The sequence below is a fragment of the Providencia rettgeri genome (genome assembly GCF_001874625.1).
GTDB lineage: Bacteria > Pseudomonadota > Gammaproteobacteria > Enterobacterales > Enterobacteriaceae > Providencia > Providencia huashanensis.
On the sequence record NZ_CP017671.1, the window covers coordinates 4,457,724 to 4,477,623 of the forward strand.

The window sequence follows — 19,900 nt, forward strand, 5'->3', positions numbered from 1 at the left end:
ATTATTGTCTCCCTACTCTAACTGCATCACCACGGACAGCGTTATTTGGCTGCGTAGAAGTTGCGCCTGAAGATGACGAATTATTACTTGGTGTCGTCATTCTTGCTGATGGAGCCACTTTTGGTGCTTGTGCTGCATTACCATTACGCATAATTTGATCAAGCGGCAGAACTAGCATGCTGTTGCTCTTATCATTCGCGATGATTTTACGTGTATTGCTCAGAACTCGTTCCATCGTATCAATATAGAGACGCTCACGAGTTATCTCTGGCGCAGCACGATATTCAGGTAACATTTTGGCAAAGCTTGCCACCTCACCCTCTGCTTTGAAGACCACACTCGCTTTATAAGCTTCTGCTTCTTCAATCAGCTTTTGAGCATTACCTTTTGCCAATGGAAGAACTTCATTTCGATAAGCATGAGCTTCACGAATTGTTTTTTGTTCTTCTTCCCTTGCTGCAATTACGTCATCAAAGGCTGCTTTAACATCCTCTGGTGGACGCGCGGCTTGGAAGTTGACATCGAGTAATGTGATACCCATTTTGTATGGTGCGATTGTTGCTTCGAGCTCTTTTTGTGTGACATCACGGATAAAAGCACGATTCGTAGTCAGTACTTGCTCCATCGCAGACTGACCAATAACACCACGCACTGCGCTATCTAACGCCTGACGTAAACTGTTGTCTGGGTTCGTTACACTAAATAAATATTGTGCTGGGTCGGTAACACGATACTGAACGTTCATTTCAACGCGGATCACGTTTTCATCTGATGTTAACATCATGCCATTTGTAGCTTGTTCACGAACAGTTTCTACGTTAACAGGTATAACCCTATCAATAAACGTAGGTTTCCAGTTCAAACCAGGCCCAACAATGCCACTATATTCACCAAAACGTAAAACTACACCACGGTCACTTTCTTTAATGGTGTAGAAACCTGAGCCGGCCCATACAACAACGATGGCAGCAAGAGCTAACATACCTAAACGGCCACTAATTGGTGATGATTGTTTGTTATCACCATCACCGCCACCGCTGCCTTTATTTCCACCAAGCTTACTGCCTAGTTTACGAAAGAGATCGTCGAGATCATAAGCCCCACGTTTCCGACCACCTTTGTTCCCGCCAGAGTTGCCGCCTTTATTGCCGCTTCCCCACGGATCGCGGTCTTGTCCGTCATTACCGGGCTGATTCCACGCCATGTTTTAGCTCCATTCTTTATGATTGATTTTCAGGGCTAAGAGCGATAGGGCTCTTAATATCAATTCCATTGCCTAACTATACAATTATATAACGTAGTCAGGTAATTGCTGCTCTTGTTTGCACAGACGTCGCCAATCCACCATTGGCATACGCACCTCAAGGCCGATTGAGCCGTCCTCTTCCAACCACTCACGTTCGATAGATTGGAGTTGATAAAAACGGCTTCGCAAACGACCTTCATTAGGTGGTAAACGCAATTCAACATGTGCGATCTCACCTGAAAGACGTTCCGTCAATGCTTGTAACAGCAACGGGATACCATCACCCGTTTGTGCTGAGACCCAGACACGAACAGGTTTGTTATCCTCATCTCTGTCGATACGCGGGATAAAATCTTCCAGCATATCCACTTTGTTCATCACTAAAAGTACGGGTATTTCATCCGCTTCTATTTCTTCCAACACGCTTTCAACTGCATGGATATTTTCATCCAAACGATTATCTGCTGCATCGATAACGTGCAGCAATAACGTTGCTTCACGTGTTTCTTGCAGGGTTGCTTTAAATGCCGCAACCAAATCATGTGGTAAATGACGGATAAAACCCACAGTATCTGCAAGAACCACGGCGCCAACATCTTCTACATCAATACGGCGAAGCGTTGGGTCAAGTGTTGCAAATAGCTGATCAGCAGCATAAACATCCGCGGCCGTCATACGGTTAAACAGGCTGGATTTACCTGCGTTGGTATAACCCACAAGGGATATAGTTGGAATATCCGCCTTGCTTCTCGCTTGGACGCCCTTGTTCACGCTGTTTTTCCACCCGGCTAAGACGAGATAAAATTTGTTTGATTTTGTCCCGTAATAACCGCCGGTCTGTCTCAAGTTGAGTTTCACCGGGACCACGTAAGCCAATCCCGCCTTTTTGTCGCTCAAGATGCGTCCATCCTCTCACTAAACGAGTCGATAAATGCCGTAATTGAGCCAATTCAACTTGAAGTTTACCTTCGTGCGTGCGTGCGCGTTGAGCAAAAATATCTAAAATTACCCCTGTACGGTCAACCACCTTACATTGGCAAATCCTTTCGAGATTACGTTCTTGAGCAGGGCTTAGAGTATGATTAAACAACACCACATCTGCACCACTTTCCTCAACGGCTTGGGCTATTTCTTCTGCTTTTCCTTCACCAACAAAAAACTTTGGATGAGGAGCTTTACGACTGCCCGTAACTATTTGTACTGGCTTTACCCCAGCAGATGTCACAAGTGACTCGAATTCTGCCAGATTATCAACGTCTTTTTCTTGAGAAAAAAAGACATGGACTAATACCGCTAGTTCACCGCCTTCATACCTATCAAACAAGGTGTAACCTCTTAGGCTAAACAATAATTGCAAAGGAAAAACATAGGTATAGTCTCCCTACCCATGCTTTCCTTGTCTTTTAGCGTACAAACTTACTCAGTTACTTCGCCATCTTGCGCTGCCGGAGCACCTGAATGGTAATTACCATTACCAGTACCAGTGCTGCCACCAGTACCGCTATGGTGGGAGACAGGGCGAGCAGGGACAACAGTAGAGATAGCGTGTTTATAAACCATCTGACTAACTGTGTTTTTTAATAAAATGACAAATTGGTCAAAAGATTCAATTTGCCCCTGCAATTTGATGCCATTAACGAGATAAATAGAGACCGGAACCCTTTCACGACGTAATGCGTTCAGGAACGGATCTTGCAAAGATTGCCCCTTAGCCATTCTATGTTTTCCTTATTTTGTTGTTTTTAAAAGAGAATCTTTAAGATTCCAAAATTAACTACTCAAAAATTGCGCTTAACGTTCTAATTGTACACAAACATCAGTCCTATGCACATACAACCTGCATAACTGTGTCAAGCGCTTGCTGAGGTTGTTCACTATCTAACCAGTGAATATTTTCCCAGCCTCTTAACCAGGTAATCTGGCGTTTTGCCAATTGGCGAGTTGCACAGACCCCCCGATAAATCATTTCATCATGGCTAATTTCGCCATCTAAGTATGACCACATTTGCCGGTACCCCACACAACGAATTGAAGGGAGATCGACATGTAAGTCACCTCGTTGATAAAGCGCTCGCACTTCATCTTCAAAGCCCGCGTTTATCATCTGATGAAAACGTTGTTCTATACGCTCATGTAAAATTTTACGATCTTGTGGCGCAATAGCAAACTGAAACACATTATAAGGCAATTCTTCACCGGCTGTTTGTGTCATTTCAGTCAAAGTTTGCCCCGAAATGAGATATACCTCTAAAGCACGGGATAATCTTTGTGGATCATTAGGGTGGATCCTTGCTGCCGCAACCGGGTCCACCTCAGCCAAACGACGGTGAATTTCATCCCACCCTTGTTTTTGTGCAATTTGTTCGATTTCTGAGCGGATAGCAGGATCTGCAGAAGGTAATGGTGAAAGCCCTTCCAACAATGCTTTGAAATACAGCATCGTACCGCCTACTAATAATGGGATTTTACCTTGTGCTGTAATTTCCCCCATTACATTTAATGCGTCACGGCGAAAGTCGGCAGCACTATACGGGAGAGCTGGATCGAGAATATCAATCAAACGGTGGGGAGCTTGGCTGAGTTCTTCTGCCGTTGGTTTTGCTGTACCAATATCCATTCCACGGTAAATTAATGCCGAATCGACACTAATTATTTCCACAGGCAGATGCTTGCGAAGTTCTATCGCTAAAGCGGTTTTACCTGAGGCCGTTGGACCCATTAAGAATATTGCATCAGGTTTTTTCTGAGTTACTAAATCACTCATTTGTTAGTGTAGCTACCACGGATTGTAAATTAATTAATTGTAATAATGTTGATGGAGGATTTCTCACCCACTGCGGACAAACCCGCTCAACATCAGCCAGCAACTGGACAGCCTGAGCTAAACTCCAGCTTTCATCTGGTTTCACCTGTGAAATCGCTTTAGCGAGCCATTGTGCGATATCTTCATCGGTTACGCTTTCTTTTGTCGATAAAAAACCGAGCAAGTCAGAAAAAAGCTGTGATAAATTTTGTGTTCTTAATGGTAACGATACCGTATGAATTGTTACTTTTCCATGAAATATCGTGGCTTCGATACCAAATATTGTCAATTGTTCCTTGTACCGCTGTAAAACCTCTATTTCATCACTTTTAAGTGACAATTTTAGAGGGATTAACAATGGTTGAGGCTTTAAACCACCTTCCGCAGGTGACAATTGCGCAAGTTTCAATAAATAATTAGCTTCCGTTAAGGATAGCAGGATTAACCCTAATGAAGACTCAATTAATGCAAAGTTTTTTGCGTAAATTGTCAATACTTTGCCAAAAAGGTAGTCATCCGCATTTTTTGCTACAGATTGTGACGTAACTTGCGGGTTATCTATAGTTTGCCGTTCTGGAAATAGCGTTTTTTTATCTTCAGGGGCAACAGGGATCGACATTAAGCTTTGGTAAAGGCTACCTGCTTTTTTGTCGTAGGCCGGTGCGAGGTTTTTTGATTCTGTCTTTATGGCCCCTGAATATGTCGCTTTTGGCTGTGATAGCAAAGGCTCTGCAACTTGCTTTTCCCTGCTCTCCTTTCCGTACGACTCGTACGACGGTTTCAGTGGCTCCCGAGCGTCATGTTCAGTTTCAGCAGGCTTCGTTGAAGAAGATACAGAAGAAAAATAATTATCCCCTGCTGAGGTACGGTTTTCAAATTCTGCATTTGCAGGTTCAATACCAGGCAATTCACCAATTGATGCTGCTTCTAGTAGTACAGTACGAACAGCCTGATAAATAAAATCATGGACTAAGCGAGCCTGATGGAAACGCACTTCATGTTTTGCCGGATGCACATTAACATCAACCTGTTTCGGGTCAATGGTCAAATAAAGGACATAGGCAGGCTGCTGGTTTTCTTCTAAATGCCCTTCATAAGCTTGACGTATTGCATGATTAATCAGCCGGTCACGCATCATTCTACCGTTCACATAACAATATTGTGCTTCACTAACTGGCATATTCGATGGTGAAACCACCCAGCCTTTAATAGCAAGGTCACTATGTTCCCAAGATAAGCTCAATGCGCCTTGCATAAAAGCGGTACCACAGATGGTACCAAGCCGCCTTTCTTGTTGAGTTTCATCATGGGCAGCACGATATTGCTTCACCAATTTGCCATTGTGCGTCAGGTTAATAGCAACATCAGGGCGAGATAACGCAATACGACGAACAACTTCATCGATATGGCCAAATTCCGTTTTTTCTGTACGCATAAATTTGCGCCGTGCTGGCGTGTTATAGAATAAATCTAACACCTCAACGGTTGTGCCATTTGGGTGGGCCGCGGGCTTAACTAACACTTCCATATCCCGACCTTCAGCGTAAGACTGCCATGCTTCTGTTTGATCTGCTGGTTTTGATGTTAAGGTCAAACGTGAAACCGAGCTAATACTGGCAAGAGCCTCCCCTCTGAACCCCATACTCATAATCGCTTCAAGGTCATCTAACGTTGCGATTTTACTGGTTGCATGACGTGCTAAAGCGAGGATCAGCTCATCTTTGCTAATCCCACAGCCATTATCACGGATGCGGATCAGTTTCTCTCCCCCACGTTCAATATCGATATCAACCCGTGTAGCCCCAGCATCAAGGCTATTCTCAACAAGCTCTTTCACTACTGAGGCAGGCCTTTCAACCACTTCACCTGCGGCAATTTGGTTTGCGAGTTGAGGAGAGAGAATGTGTATTGCCATGACCCAAAACCCCTTAGCGTGGTGCCGCTTGTATTGGATTCGCAAGGAAATATTGGCGTAACCCTAAATGAATAGCTTCAGCAACTTTGTCTTGATATTCATTGGATTTCAACAATTGCTCTTCAGCTGTATTACTGATAAACCCTGTCTCAACTAAAATTGATGGAATGTCAGGAGAGCGAAGTACACCAAGGCTTGCATGTTCTGGTGTTTTTTTATGAATATTGCCAACTTTCCGTAGTTGTTCGATAACTTTAACCGCAACATCATAACCAACTCGTTGGGAATGACCAAATTGCAGGTCTAAAACCGCTTGGCTTAAGTAAGGATCAGCACCACTAAGCGCATCACCTGCCCCACCTAATAGTTCCGATTGTTTCTCACGTTGCTCTAACCAGCTACCTAATTCACTGTTTGCACGCCGGTTAGATAATACCCATACAGAAGCCCCACGAGCACGGCTATTCGGCGCAGAATCCGCATGTATAGACACTAACATGTTAGCGCTTTTTTTACGTGCAACCTCAGAGCGACCGCTGACTGAAATAAAGTAGTCGCCATCACGCGTCATTGCGGGCTTGAACATTGGGTCCGCCTCAAGGCGCTGATATAACTTGCGTGCAACACTGAGCGTAACATCTTTCTCTCTGTAACCATTTTTACCAATTGCCCCGGGGTCCTTTCCTCCGTGCCCTGCATCAATCGCAATTACAACTTGTTTAGAGCCTTTTGGCAGTTGCTTATTATTTACGGGAACAGGTGTTGCAACAGGGGCTGGCTTATTCATTTTTAATGGTTTATCCGACGCACTATTTGCCACTGGAGCCGCTGCACTACTCGTCCGATTTAGTGATGCTGAATTTGCTGAATTACCGGTATAAATGGTAAATATTAATTGGTATTGGCCAGAAACTTGCTTAAGTTGCACTTTAGTTTTTGCAGCCCGAGACAACTCCAAGACGACTCTTTTATGTTGATTATCTGACGGTTGGCTCGAGCGCACCAATTTAACTAAATCACCCGCGGGGACTTTAAGGGGGAGCCCAATGATCTCGCCCCGTTGTTTTAGATCAATAACAAGGCGCTCAGGTGAATGCAATGGAAAATACGAGTAATCAGGCTTACCATCGGTAAAGCTTAGGGTCACTTCTGCCTGTGATGGGCTATTACTGACTTGAATATTAGACAACGTCGCTGCCTGTGCTTTCGCAACAAACAACCACACTATCGATAACATAAACAGGAAGAAAACAGTAAAAAAACCCTTTTTTGTTATTTTATGTATTGATGCATTCAACATGAGCAATAGCTTCCTTAAAGTAGGGATAATGCTTCTAACAACGACTCCCCATTTGCAGACAAAGCAATAAAGTGAGCCTGACGCCCTTCACCTTGATAGGTTAGATGGAGCTCAAGATCCGCTTCAGGCAAAAAACCTTTACCTTGCTGCGGCCATTCAACCAAACAGATCGAATTTTCAGAAAAATAATCACGGATCCCCATGAATTCAAGTTCTTCGGGATCGGCTAAGCGATAAAGGTCAAAGTGAAAAACCTGACGACCCGCTAATTCATATGGCTCAACCAATGTATAAGTTGGGCTTTTTACATGACCTTGATGACCAAGAGCCTGCAAGAAACCACGGCTGAAGGTTGTTTTCCCTGCCCCAAGATCTCCAAACAAGTGGATCACGGTATTTTGCTGGCAAGCTTTAGCGATAGTGCAACCTAGCGCAACAGTTTGCTCTTCGTTGGCAAGTTGTATTGTACGTTCTTTCATATTGTTCTTTGATTACGTCATTAGTGAACTATCTAGCCTGTTTAGGCCTAAGATCTTTTGCATTATTGTTCATAGCGCAATAATGGATAACAGATATAACAATTAATATCATTATTACTGCTTATCTTAACCCAAGCCGGGCCATTTTTCTTAATTAACATGACTTGAATGATGAGATCAGAAATATCCTATAATAGTTCTAAATTATTGAGGCATTTTTTTCCTGTATTTTGATGAAAAACACAGGACATGATAGAGTGCCTGCCGTTTTAACCTTTACCATAATAGGATCTATGGCGACATACCTCGATCTCAATCTTCTGGCCCAGAATATCAAACAATGGGGCATTGAAGCGGGCTTCCAACAGGTGGGGATCTGCGATACAGATCTATCTGAAGAAGAACCCAAGCTGCAAGCATGGTTAGACAAACAATACCATGGAGAAATGGAATGGATGAACCGCCACGGTATGATGCGTGCTAGACCTCATGAATTACACCCCGGCACATTACGCGTCATCAGTGTACGCATGAACTACCTTCCAGCCAAAGCCGCATTTGCCAGTACACTGAATAACCCAGAGCTAGGCTATATTAGCCGTTATGCTCTTGCCCGTGACTATCATAAGCTATTGAAAAAACGTTTAAAAGTACTTTCTGACCGTATTTTAGCCTATTGTCGCGAATTTGATGGGATGATGCTAGCAAATGGTATCCATGTTGACGACCTTAACTTTAGGCCTTTTGTCGATTCAGCACCTATCTTAGAGCGTCCCCTTGCCGTTAAAGCAGGCTTAGGCTGGACAGGGAAACATTCTCTCGTATTAAATCGTGAGGCAGGGTCTTGGTTTTTTCTAGGCGAGTTATTGATTAACTTACCAGTGCCTATTGATCAACCTATCGAAGAGGGTTGCGGGCGCTGTGTGGCTTGTATGACGACCTGCCCCACTGGCGCGATTGTCGAACCTTATACCGTAGATGCAAGGCGTTGCATTTCTTACCTTACTATCGAGTTAGATAGCGCTATTCCTGAAGAATTTAGGCCATTAATGGGAAATCGCATCTATGGTTGTGATGACTGCCAATTGATTTGCCCATGGAACCGTTTTTCACAGCTTACCGATGAAGAAGATTTCAGCCCGAGACGAGCGTTGCACACCCCTGAACTTCTTGAGCTTTTTTCATGGACAGAAGATAAATTTTTAACGTTGACAGAAGGATCGGCGATCCGCAGAATTGGTTATATCAAATGGTTACGCAATATTAGCGTAGCATTAGGTAATGCCCCCTACCAAGATAACATTGTACTTGCCTTACAAAACCGTTTAGGGATCAACGGGATGCTGGATGAACACTTCCACTGGGCAATCCAACAGCAGCTCAATCGACGCAACGAAAATCAAGTAACAATTCAAACTTCACAACAAAAGCGTCTTGTACGCGCCATTACTAAAGGTTTGCCTAGAGACGCCTAAAAAAAGCGCGGCTATATATTCAAAAAAAAGAATTGTCAAACAGATGTGAATAAAATAAAAAAAGGCTTAGCTACCAATAGGTAAAGAATTTGCAAGTCGTGCTCAACACATTTTAGAAAAATATATCCCACCACTAAAAATCAATGGGTTACAAAAGAGTAATTAACAAGTCATATCTTGATAATGTAAACAAAAACAACCTATCATTCTGTGGATAACTCTGTGCAATAAGTTATTTCAAACGACAATAATCGTCCATTAAGATTGGCGAGGCTGTGGATAACTTTTCAATGAGGTAATAAGAGAAAAAAACTGATTTTACGTTGATTAATCGATATAAAGTGACTAAAAGACCAAGTTACCATGAAAAAAGAGTAAAACCCGGTAAAAAATAATTTTTTGTCTAATAAGCTAACCTAACCACTTTTAAATAAAACACCAAATAGAACACCCTATTAGCAAGGGGTGGCTATTCTATGGCGACCGGATGATGAATGCAAGTAAAAATCGGAATAAGATCTGGAAAAGATCGTTTAAGCCGTGTCGATCCTAGCTTGTAGAAATTATATGTACCAAAAAGCAGCCGATCGTCAGAATTTATAACGATACGTGATTTCACTTAGATTTAAGTGTGAGTAAATAATACGAAAGAGTAATAAGAGAAAATAATACGATAAGAAAATATTGGAGCGGGAAACGAGACTCGAACTCGCGACCCCGACCTTGGCAAGGTCGTGCTCTACCAACTGAGCTATTCCCGCATTTGGTGGGTATTGCTATCACTAAAACACTAAGAAAGTTTGGAGCGGGAAACGAGACTCGAACTCGCGACCCCGACCTTGGCAAGGTCGTGCTCTACCAACTGAGCTATTCCCGCATCACGAAAATAGTGCTTTAGCTAAAACACCAAGAAAATTTGGAGCGGGAAACGAGACTCGAACTCGCGACCCCGACCTTGGCAAGGTCGTGCTCTACCAACTGAGCTATTCCCGCATCACCATTTCTAGGTATTCCACGTGCCGACTTAACTACAAAAACTTCATCGGTACGGGGAGCGCATTATACGAAAAATTCAGATTCTAGCAAGCCCCTAGACCCAAATTTTTAATTTTTTTATTCGTTTGCCGACAAAATAGTCACAATGGTGATTTTATCAACAAACGTTGTAAAAATCTGATTTCAATACATTAACATTGGTAACTTACTCAACAATAATACTTATACCAGCCTATTGACCGCAGATTTATAAACCTTTTCATCCTTTAATAAATGTCTCTCGATAATAAGCTAGCTCAGCGACTGATTCACGAATATCATCAAGGGCTTGGTGAGTATTTTTCTTAGTGAAACCCGCTAAAATCTCAGGCTTCCAACGGCGAGCAAGCTCTTTTAGCGTACTAACGTCAAGGTAACGATAGTGAAAATAGCGTTCTAATTCAGGCATATAGTTGAACAGAAAACGCCTATCTTGCCCAACACTATTGCCACAAATTGGGGATGCCCCCTGAGGAACCCATTTTTCTAAAAACTCAATAGTGGCTAACTCCGCTTCACGCTCACTCACTGTACTTTTACGTACGCGCTCAACTAACCCACTGTTGGTGTGAGTATTCACGTTCCATTCATCCATTAACGCAAGTTGCTCATCAGTCTGATGTACTGCAATTACGGGGCCTTCTGCTAAAATATTAAGATGACTATCTGTTACAATAGTGGCAATTTCAATAATGCGATCACGAACGGGGTCGAGACCAGTCATTTCTAAATCGATCCAAATTAAATTATTCTCATTCTTTTGCATGATATACCCTAACTGCATTCTATGAAGTTAAGGTATGATAGCACTGTTCATGCCTTAAGTGACAGGTATTGCCTTAGCAAGCTCTACTAACAACTTACTGTATAATTGATATTCTAAACGACTACCAATAGCGAAGAGAGGACAGGTGGCTAAACAGAAACTTTCCAAAGGCCAACAGCGCCGCGTTCAGGAAAATCATCAAAAAAGGCTTAAAAAGCAAAAAACAGTTGAGATTGATGATAGCCAATTAGGCGAAGCGCAAGAAGGCCTAGTCATCAGCCGGTTTGGGCAACATGCAGATATTGAGGCTCTCGACGGCACAATACAACGCTGCAACTTGCGTAGGACCATTTCATCTCTGGTGACTGGGGATAAAGTGGTATGGCGCCCTGCCTTAAACACACAAAGTGACATTAAAGTTAATGGTATCGTTGAAGCTGTGCATGACCGCCACTCAGTATTAACTCGTCCAGATTATTATGATGGTTTAAAGCCAATCGCTGCAAATATTGACCAAATCGTGGTGGTTTCAGCGATTTTACCTGAACTGTCTCTCAATATTATCGATCGCTATCTTGTGGCTTGTGAAACCATCGGAATTCAACCCATTATCGTGTTAAACAAAGTCGATTTACTCGATACAGAGAATCGCGAATGGATAAGCGATTTAATGGCTATTTATCGTGATATTGGCTACCAAGTTCTCGAGGTCTCTAGCCATACTAATGAAGGAATGGAAGCACTTACTAACATACTAGCAGGTAAAATGTCGGTATTTGTAGGGCAATCCGGTGTCGGTAAATCTAGTTTACTAAATACGTTACTTCCGCATAATGAAGAGGCGATTCTCGTTAATGACGTTTCAGACAACTCTGGGTTAGGCCAGCACACAACGACAACAGCGCGTTTGTATCATTTTCCGCTAGGTGGTGATGTGATTGACTCCCCCGGAGTTCGTGAATTTGGTTTGTGGCATTTAACCACGGAACAAGTGACGAAAGGATTTGTCGAATTTAAAGAATACCTTGGTGGTTGTAAATTCCGTGATTGCAAACATTTGGATGATCCTGGTTGCTTGCTGCGTGAAGCCGTAGATACAGGGAAAATTGCCGAATCACGCTTTGAAAACTACCATCGCATCTTAGAGAGTATGGAACAGGTCAAACCCCGCGGTAACTTTACAGCGAAAGACAAGTGAAGTTAGTGAGCGCTTACAACCTTGTTGTTTACGGCTCTAAATAGTTCTAAGTAGTGTTCGGCAGTAAAATTGGGTAACCCCAAAGACATGTATTTCCCTGTCACTTAGGTACCCCCTACTACCGTTTGAAATATGGCGAGTAAACTGTGTACAATAGCCGCCCTTTTGCTAACATACCTTTAAAAACCAGAGGTTAACGTGCTAGATAAATTTAAAATTCGCTTGCAATATATGCTTCCAAAACAATGCCTTACTGAATTCGCAGGCTGGTTTGCGAGCCGAAATGCAGGGTTTCTGACACAATGGGCAATTAAGCTGTTTGTAAAAGCCTATAAAGTGGATATGAATGAAGCCCAAAAAAGTGAATTGACCGCTTATTCTACCTTTAATGAGTTTTTTATCCGTCTGCTAAAAGAAGATGCACGCCCAATCGTTGAAAAAGATAATCAACTTGCCCAGCCCGCAGACGGTGCGGTGAGTCAACTTGGTTCAATTAATGATGGCATTATTTTTCAAGCAAAAGGCCACAATTACACCGTTGAAGCATTACTCGCTGGGCAATATCAATTAGCTGAGCATTTCCGCGGTGGCCAATTTATTACGACTTATCTATCGCCAAGTGATTACCATCGTGTCCACATGCCATGTGATGGTTTGCTCAAAGAAATGATTTATGTCCCTGGTGACCTATTTTCTGTGAACCCACTGACGGCACAAAACGTCCCGAATCTGTTTGCGCGTAATGAGCGCTTGATTTGCGTTTTTGACACTCCAGTTGGTTTAATGGTGCAAATTCTTGTTGGTGCAACCATCGTAGGTAGTATAGATACAGTCTGGAGCGGCTGTGTGAATGCGACTCGTGAAGGTGTAATCAAGCGTTGGGTTTACCCTGAATTAGGTTCTGAAGGTGCTATTTTCCTGAGAAAAGGCGAAGAAATGGGGCTTTTTAAACTTGGTTCAACGGTGGTTAACTTATTTGAAGCCAATAAAATCAGTTTTAACCCATCGCTGATCCCTGGTTATGCTACACGTATGGGTGAATTACTCGCTGAAACTGTAGCAGATCAACCAGCAGAAGAACCAACTGAAGTTAAGTAAATCACTCATTCCTTAAAGGAGCTCCTTACTGTGCGTTTGATTATCAGTTTTTTTGTTAGTCTGTTAATCGTTTTTTCTTCCGTTGCGGCGCCTACGGCGGCGCAGGATGAAGCACAGATTAAGCAGGAGCTCAAACAACTTGATTCGAGTAAAAACCCCAAAGATGCAGAAATAGCTCAAGCGTTACAAGGCGCACTCAATTGGATAAACGAAACTCGTGATTCTGAAGCTAAAGCAAAATCTTATCAAAAAGCTATTGATGATTTCCCTAATATTATTAAGGAGCTAAGACAAAAGCTACTTAACGAAAGTGATCAACCTGCCCCTATCCCAGTTGGGATTAGTTTAGGGGAATTAGACCAGCGTATTATTCAACTCAGTAGCCAATTACTGGACCAAAGCCGTCTAACCCAACAGGAGCAAGATAAAGGCCGAGAGATCAGTGAGTCATTAAATGTACTGCCACAACAACTTTCTGAAGCAAGGCGTATACTCACTGAAGCAACATCACGCTTTCAATCCCTTAGTACTCCATCAACGCCTTTGGCTGAAGCCCAGTATACCTTAGCTCAAGCGGAAGTAAGTGCTCGCAAATCAGCCGTTAATGAATTAGAAATGGCGCAGTTGTCCGCCAATAATCGCCAAGAAATTTCACGTATTACTTTAGAGTTATATAAAAAACGTTATCAACGCATGGAGCTTGAGCTTCAAAAATTACGTGACTTTCAAAATACTCAACGCCAACAAAAAGCCATTTTAGCTTTAGAACATACAGAAATGTTGGCTGAACAAGGTGAATTAACGCCCTTTTTGAAAGAACAGCTTGATGTCAACCGTAAAATGTCACAAGAATTAACGGCTCAAGCTCAACGTATGAGTGCGATTACCACCAGCCAATCGGAAATCTCTACCAGTATTCGCGATGCTCGCCAAGCATTAACAACCATTCGCGAGCAAGCTCAATGGATCAGTAGTTCGAGTACTCTAGGGGAAGCATTGAGGACACAGCTTTCTCGTTTGCCAGATATCCCTAAAAGCCAGCAACTTGACCGTGAAATGGCTGATTTACGAGTCCAACGCTTAAATTACGAAGATAGCCTTGATAGACTAACTAAAATTGATACCCGCGAACAAGAAACGGCTAATGAGCTAAATGCAGCCCAAATTCAGGTTTATCAATCTTTAATCAAAACACGTCGGGAGCTATTAACCTCGTTGATTTCAGGCCTTGACGCTGAAATGTTAGAACTGACAAAGTTAAATGTTGCGACAGGGCAATTAACAGATGCATTAAAAGAAGTAAAAGATGCGTCTAACCGCTACCTATTTTGGGTAGCTGATGTCCCGCCAATTAGCATCAGTTATCCCGTATTGCTAGTCACAGATATTACCCAGTTACTGTCACTTGATACCTTGTCCCAGCTTGCTGGCGCACTCAGTGTTATGGTGACAACCCAAGATACTTTTTTATATCTTTTAGGTTCAATAGCACTGGTCATTTTTAGCATCAGTACTCGCAAACATTACCAAGCATTCCTTGATCGCTCCAGTTTACGTATCGGTAAAGTGACGCAAGACCGCTTCTATTTAACCATCCGTACTATTTTCTGGTCGATTATTGTGGCACTGCCATTACCAATGATGTGGTCCGCTATAGGTTATGGGTTACAAAGTGCATGGCAGTATCCGATGGCCGTTGCCATTGGTTTTGGCGTGAGTGCAACCACACCACTTTTATGGCTGTTTATGATCAGTGAGACCTTCTCTCGCCCAACGGGGTTATTTATTTCCCACTTTGGTTGGGACAAAGACGCTGTCAAACGAGCGATGCGTTATTACCGTATGGCTATTTTTGTTATCGTCCCTCTCGTTATGGCCATTATCACCTTTGAACATTATAGTGATAGGGAATTTGCGGCAAGTATTGGCCGTTTCTGCTTCATCTTTTTGTGTATCGCATTAAGCCTAATTACTAATAACCTACGTCGCTCACAAATTCCGCTGTATATAGATAGACATGGGTCTGGGGAAAATATTGTTAATAAAGCACTATGGTGGATGATATTACTCGCCCCCATCATTGCCGCATTTTTCTCTATTTTAGGCTATTTTTCAACATCACAAGCCCTACTCGCCCGCTTAGAAACCTCCGTGGCAATTTGGTTTGTGATCCTCATTATATATCACACCATTCGTCGATGGATGTCGATGCAACGCCGTAAGCTTGCGTTTGAGCGTGCTAAGCAGCGCCGTGCAGAGATTTTGGCACAACGAGCCAAAGGTGAAGATGACAACCAACAAGCAAGTGCCAGTAGCGAAGGGAATATTGATATCGAAGAACAGGTCATTGACCTTGATACTATCAGTACCCAATCTGTTGGGCTGGTACGCTCAATTTTAACCATGATAGCCTTGGTATCACTTATTTGGCTGTGGTCAGAATTACACACTGCATTTTCTTTCTTAGAAAATATTCGCTTATGGGATGTGACTTCCACAGTAAATGGTGTTGATACTATTCAGCCTATCACGATGGGTTCTATCTTTATTGCCATTTTAACGATTATTGTAACGGCTCAATTAGTTCGTAACCTTCCAGCTTTATTGGAACTTGCAGTATTACAGCATTTAGATTTAACGCCAGGTACTGGCTACGCTATCAGTACACTAACCAAGTATGGTATCACCCTTATTGGTACCATTGTCGGCTTCTCTATGTTAGGGATTGACTGGTCAAAACTTCAATGGTTAATCGCGGCAATGGGGGTTGGGCTTGGCTTCGGTTTACAAGAAATTTTTGCCAATATTATTTCTGGTTTGATGATTTTATTTGAAAAACCAATTCGTATCGGGGACACCGTGACTATTCGTAACTTAACGGGTAGCATCACCAAAATCAATACCCGGGCAACGACCCTAACAGATTGGGATAGAAAAGAAATTATTGTGCCGAACAAGGCTTTTATTACCGAGCAATTTATTAACTGGTCACTTTCTGACACTATCACCCGTATCGTTATGACCATCCCCGCACCATCAGATGCCAACAGTGAGTTAGTGACTAACACTATTTTACGTGCAGCGAATCGCTCTACGATGATCTTAGATAACCCAGCGCCAGAAGTGTATTTGGTTGATTTACAGCAAGGGATTCAAATATTTGAGTTACGTGTCTATGCAGCTGAGATGGGGCACCGCTTACCGGCTCGTCATGAGATCCACCAAAATATTTTAGTTTCCTTTGCTGAACAAGGGATTACCTTACCATTCCCACCATTCCAAGCGAGGGTCGATGTGCGCGATAACTCACTGCAGAGTGCAACTAACAACCTCTCTGGGCGTAATCCTGCTCGTAAGTCTGGGGAGTTGTAAACCGATTATGTCGCTAGAGCCACAGCATCAAGATGAGCTAATTAAGCTGAGGATTGCCCAACTTGAACGAGTTGGGTCAATTTTATTCTTTTTGATCCCATTAATTATCTTATTAATCGTTGGGAAAAGTTTCGCATTTAATACACTCTACCTATGGCAAGCTTATTGCTTAGTCTACATTGTGATATTTCGCATGATGACGGCGACGCTTTCTTCTAAAGAGGTACAGCTGAGTATCCGACGGGGGTGGGGTTATAACCGCTTTTATCGGTTGAGTTGGAGCTACCTGATATTGTCACTACTTATAATGGCAGGGGCCAGAATTATCTCCGGCCCATCAAACTAACAATCAACTGGCTTTTTTCCCGTAGGATTTAATATAACTTTCAGCCAGTTTCTGCGCTTGTTGTAAGTCTGCGCTCTCTAATTGCTCTTCAATTTTACTTTGCAAACGGCGGCTCTCCGCATTGCCACTATAAACTGCGGTAGATAACCATGCATAAGCTTGCTGTAAGTTTTTCTTAACACCACGCCCTTCTGAATACATCACCCCTAAACGGTCTTGGGATTTGGCATCTTTTTGTTTGGCGGCTTTTCTAAACCAAAAGACAGCTTTTTCATCATCTAAATCAACACCACTGCCAATCGAATACATCTGAGCAATATGGAATTGGGCAATAACATTACCGCCTTGAGCGGCTTTTCTAAACCAAAAAGCGGCCTTTTCTAAATTTTGCGGGACACCCAAGCCTTGGGCATACATCATTGCCATATTGGTTTCAGCGCGAGTATCACCATTTTCCGCCGCTTGCTCATACCATAACATCGCTTTATCATAGTCACGACGAACACCAAAACCATTCACAAACATGGTGCCAAGCCTAAACTGTGCGTCAGAATTCCCTTGGTTCCCAGCCCGAACAAACCAATCCGCTGCGGCTTTCGAGTCTTGAGAAACCCCGTTACCTTTAAAATAACGTTCTCCAAGTTGGAATTGAGCTTCAGGGTCACCTTTTTGCGCTAATTGTTTAATCTGCTCTATCGTGGGTTCTTGCTCTGTGGTTGCAGCAGTAGGAGCTGCACTCGGTGTTGCAATTAATACTGAGCTATAAAAAACAGAACTCACCAACAATGCTAACGCAATTTTTTTCATCCTAAGAAACCCTCAACAGTGCTATATCCATTAATATCGACCCAAACACCTAGACCCCTAGTGTAAATTTTCTCTTTGTGAGAAAAAATAGGAAAAATGACCTAATTGACTTAAAAAGCACGTTTCGCCGAATTTCAGTCCCAACTGGCTAGCTTTCTAAATTAAGTATAAATAAGTTGGGTAAATACCATACTTACCCAACTTATTACTGAAGGGCTTACCTCAACACTATACGTTACTTAAGTATTTGTTTCTTAAATAACGAGCAACAGCATCATCACTATTTGAACCGATCACTTCCATCGTCGGTAACGCATCCTTCAGTAACTGGTGGGCATTTTGCATAATACAACCCTTTCCAGCCATGGTAAGCATCTCTTTGTCATTCATGCCATCACCAAATGCGATACAATCATTTGTAGCATAGCCATGTAACCCAGCAACTTGCTTCAAGGCCTCACCTTTAGAAACCGCCCCAGCCATAACTTCAAGACAGCTACGCAAAGAAAATGTGACATTCACTTTATCTTTCCAGCGATCCTGAATTCGCTGCTGCAAATCCACTAATAGATCATGATCTTCACTGGTGTAATAAACTTTGCAAACTTCTGAGGTTTTAAAGTTATGTCGATCAAACAGTTGATAATTAAACACCGATTCTTTGAAAAACTCTTTTTGCTCTGGGCTTTCTCGGTTAATAAACCAATCATCACCATGATAATAGTTAGTGACGAGCTCTGGGTTATCAAATTCCATTAGGCAAAGCTCATGGGCGATTTGGGCATCAACATTGTGCTCAAAAATCAAGTCACCCTGTGTGTTATGAATACGAGCACCATTTGAAGTGATCATATAAGCATCGATGCCTAAGCCATCGCGGATTTGTGCAACGTCCACGTGATGGCGCCCAGTAGCAAACACAAAATGAATATCTTGTGTTTCAACTAACTGTTTTAATGTGTCTTTGGTATAAGACGTTAAGTCATGATTGGGAGATAGTAATGTCCCATCTAAATCGGAGGCAACTACTGGATATTTCATATTCAAACCCTAACTAATACTGCTCAAAAAAATCACAGATAGCGTTGAGTGCCATAGCTCTTAACGCATCCACTTCAAATAGGATTTCATGGTGTGCCCCTTCAATGACGAGAGGTAATTTTTCTTCTCTTCCTATTTGCGCTTTTTGCCGACTTTGGCAAAAAGCTTGTAGCTCTTTATTGCTGACCACTTTTTCTTCGCTGGCTTCCAACACCATCAGTGGTACATCAATGTCCCCCGCTTTCGCAATTAGCTCATCGCCCATCGCAAAACTCTCACGCAACCAGTGGTATGTTGGCCCACCTAAACGTAATTCGGGGTAATCCGCATAGTAACGCAAATAACGCCGATAACGCTCTGAGCTGTGTGTTAATACATTGATTAAATAAGGTAAAGGCTGCCACTTACCTGTTGATGCCGCATAATCATTACGCACACTCTCACGTGATTCTGCCCTATCAACAATAAAACTCGCCATCCAACGAGGCATTGGCAGATTGATACCAATCATCGGTGCGCACAGAGTCGCAGCATCAAAGGTGAGGCTATCGCGCAATAAATACCCTGCAAGAATTGCGCTCCCCATAGAATGCGCCAATGCGTAACATTTTGGGTAATGGCGATACTTAACCTCTAATTCGATAAATTTTTCAAAATCATCAATATAGTCAGTGAACTTTTCAACATGCCCTTTTTGAGGGTCTGTCAGCATACGGCCTGAACGCCCTTGACCACGATGATCTATAATAAATACGTCATAGCCTAAATGATAAAAATCATATGCTACTTCAGGATACTTCACATAACTTTCACTTCGACCAGGTGAAATGACGACCGCTTTATGGTGGGTAGGATGAATAAACCGGACATAATGAATAGGGATATCATCAACACCAAGGAAATTAAATTCTTCACGGTGCTGCCAGAAATCTAAAAGGGGGCCATTGGTAAAGGCAGAAAATTGAGTTTCTCGATTCAGCCAACTTTCTTTTAGGCTTTCAGGCGTCATCCGGTAGTTT

General features: G+C 42.6%; 15 protein-coding genes, 3 tRNA genes and 1 pseudogene. 5 read left to right on the forward strand and 14 right to left on the reverse strand.

All coding sequences use genetic code 11. The features are described from left to right. Nucleotide 1 precedes the first annotated feature (1 nt). From hflK to tsaE, 7 genes and pseudogenes are all read right to left on the reverse strand, one after another. On the reverse strand, nt 2-1,204 hold the full coding sequence (gene hflK, locus RB151_RS20635) for an FtsH protease activity modulator HflK (protein WP_042845813.1): 1,203 nt from the start codon (nt 1,202-1,204) through the stop codon (nt 2-4). Between the two features lie 84 nt (nt 1,205-1,288). Further along, a pseudogene (gene hflX, locus RB151_RS20640) lies at nt 1,289-2,570 on the reverse strand (ribosome rescue GTPase HflX). 92 nt (nt 2,571-2,662) lie between these two features. Then, nucleotides 2,663-2,962: an RNA chaperone Hfq gene (hfq, locus tag RB151_RS20645; RefSeq protein ID WP_042845817.1), complete on the reverse strand. Its 300-nt coding sequence runs from the start codon at nt 2,960-2,962 to the stop codon at nt 2,663-2,665. Between the two features lie 106 nt (nt 2,963-3,068). After that, nucleotides 3,069-4,010, reverse strand: a complete 942-nt coding sequence (gene miaA, locus RB151_RS20650; RefSeq protein ID WP_042845818.1) for a tRNA (adenosine(37)-N6)-dimethylallyltransferase MiaA — start codon at nt 4,008-4,010, stop codon at nt 3,069-3,071. Beyond that, nucleotides 4,003-5,964: a DNA mismatch repair endonuclease MutL gene (gene mutL, locus RB151_RS20655; protein ID WP_042845819.1), complete on the reverse strand. Its 1,962-nt coding sequence runs from the start codon at nt 5,962-5,964 to the stop codon at nt 4,003-4,005. The genes miaA and mutL overlap by 8 nt, the downstream gene beginning before the upstream one ends. 13 nt (nt 5,965-5,977) lie before the next feature. After that, nucleotides 5,978-7,264 (reverse strand): N-acetylmuramoyl-L-alanine amidase AmiB, encoded by a 1,287-nt coding sequence (amiB, locus tag RB151_RS20660; protein WP_042845820.1) that lies wholly within the window; start codon nt 7,262-7,264, stop codon nt 5,978-5,980. A 14-nt stretch (nt 7,265-7,278) separates the two neighbouring features. Further along, nucleotides 7,279-7,743 (reverse strand): tRNA (adenosine(37)-N6)-threonylcarbamoyltransferase complex ATPase subunit type 1 TsaE, encoded by a 465-nt coding sequence (gene tsaE / locus RB151_RS20665; protein WP_042845821.1) that lies wholly within the window; start codon nt 7,741-7,743, stop codon nt 7,279-7,281. Between the two features lie 293 nt (nt 7,744-8,036). Between tsaE and queG the strand changes: the two genes are divergently transcribed. Then, the gene (queG, locus tag RB151_RS20670) at nt 8,037-9,218 is read left to right on the forward strand and encodes a tRNA epoxyqueuosine(34) reductase QueG (RefSeq protein ID WP_071548704.1); all 1,182 of its coding nucleotides are present in this window, start codon (nt 8,037-8,039) and stop codon (nt 9,216-9,218) included. Nucleotides 9,219-9,903: 685 nt separating this feature from the next. Here the strand turns inward: queG and RB151_RS20675 are convergent. From RB151_RS20675 to orn, 4 genes are all read right to left on the reverse strand, one after another. Next, nucleotides 9,904-9,979: transfer RNA gene (locus RB151_RS20675), tRNA-Gly, on the reverse strand. A gap of 40 nt (nt 9,980-10,019) precedes the next feature. After that, nucleotides 10,020-10,095 (reverse strand) — tRNA-Gly (locus tag RB151_RS20680). Between the two features lie 40 nt (nt 10,096-10,135). After that, nucleotides 10,136-10,211 (reverse strand) — tRNA-Gly (locus RB151_RS20685). A gap of 262 nt (nt 10,212-10,473) precedes the next feature. Next, the gene (orn, locus tag RB151_RS20690; protein WP_042845823.1) at nt 10,474-11,019 is read right to left on the reverse strand and encodes an oligoribonuclease; all 546 of its coding nucleotides are present in this window, start codon (nt 11,017-11,019) and stop codon (nt 10,474-10,476) included. Between the two features lie 145 nt (nt 11,020-11,164). Here orn and rsgA point away from each other — a divergent pair, with 145 nt between their 5' ends. The 4 genes from rsgA (at nt 11,165) to RB151_RS24490 (ending at nt 17,033) form a co-directional block, all read left to right on the forward strand. Next, entirely contained in the window at nt 11,165-12,217 is a 1,053-nt protein-coding gene (gene rsgA, locus RB151_RS20695; RefSeq protein WP_071548705.1) for a small ribosomal subunit biogenesis GTPase RsgA, read from the forward strand. A 198-nt stretch (nt 12,218-12,415) separates the two neighbouring features. Next, nucleotides 12,416-13,315 carry an archaetidylserine decarboxylase gene (gene asd / locus RB151_RS20700; protein ID WP_042845825.1) on the forward strand — a complete coding sequence of 300 codons (900 nt, stop codon included), beginning with the start codon at nt 12,416-12,418 and terminating at the stop codon, nt 13,313-13,315. Nucleotides 13,316-13,345: 30 nt separating this feature from the next. Then, on the forward strand, nt 13,346-16,687 hold the full coding sequence (mscM, locus tag RB151_RS20705; RefSeq protein WP_042845826.1) for a miniconductance mechanosensitive channel MscM: 3,342 nt from the start codon (nt 13,346-13,348) through the stop codon (nt 16,685-16,687). A gap of 7 nt (nt 16,688-16,694) precedes the next feature. Continuing rightward, complete coding sequence (locus tag RB151_RS24490; RefSeq protein WP_048605800.1) at nt 16,695-17,033, forward strand: hypothetical protein; 339 nt, start codon at nt 16,695-16,697, stop codon at nt 17,031-17,033. 3 nt (nt 17,034-17,036) lie between these two features. On the opposite strand, the gene RB151_RS20715 is transcribed toward RB151_RS24490, so the two are convergent. The 3 genes from RB151_RS20715 to pldB form a co-directional block, all read right to left on the reverse strand. Continuing rightward, complete coding sequence (locus tag RB151_RS20715; protein WP_042845828.1) at nt 17,037-17,840, reverse strand: tetratricopeptide repeat protein; 804 nt, start codon at nt 17,838-17,840, stop codon at nt 17,037-17,039. A 228-nt stretch (nt 17,841-18,068) separates the two neighbouring features. Next, nucleotides 18,069-18,881: a sugar/pyridoxal phosphate phosphatase YigL gene (gene yigL, locus RB151_RS20720; protein WP_042845830.1), complete on the reverse strand. Its 813-nt coding sequence runs from the start codon at nt 18,879-18,881 to the stop codon at nt 18,069-18,071. Between the two features lie 13 nt (nt 18,882-18,894). After that, a complete protein-coding gene (gene pldB / locus RB151_RS20725; RefSeq protein ID WP_042845831.1) occupies nt 18,895-19,890 on the reverse strand; it encodes a lysophospholipase L2 in 996 nt (331 codons plus the stop codon). Nucleotides 19,891-19,900 lie beyond the last annotated feature (10 nt).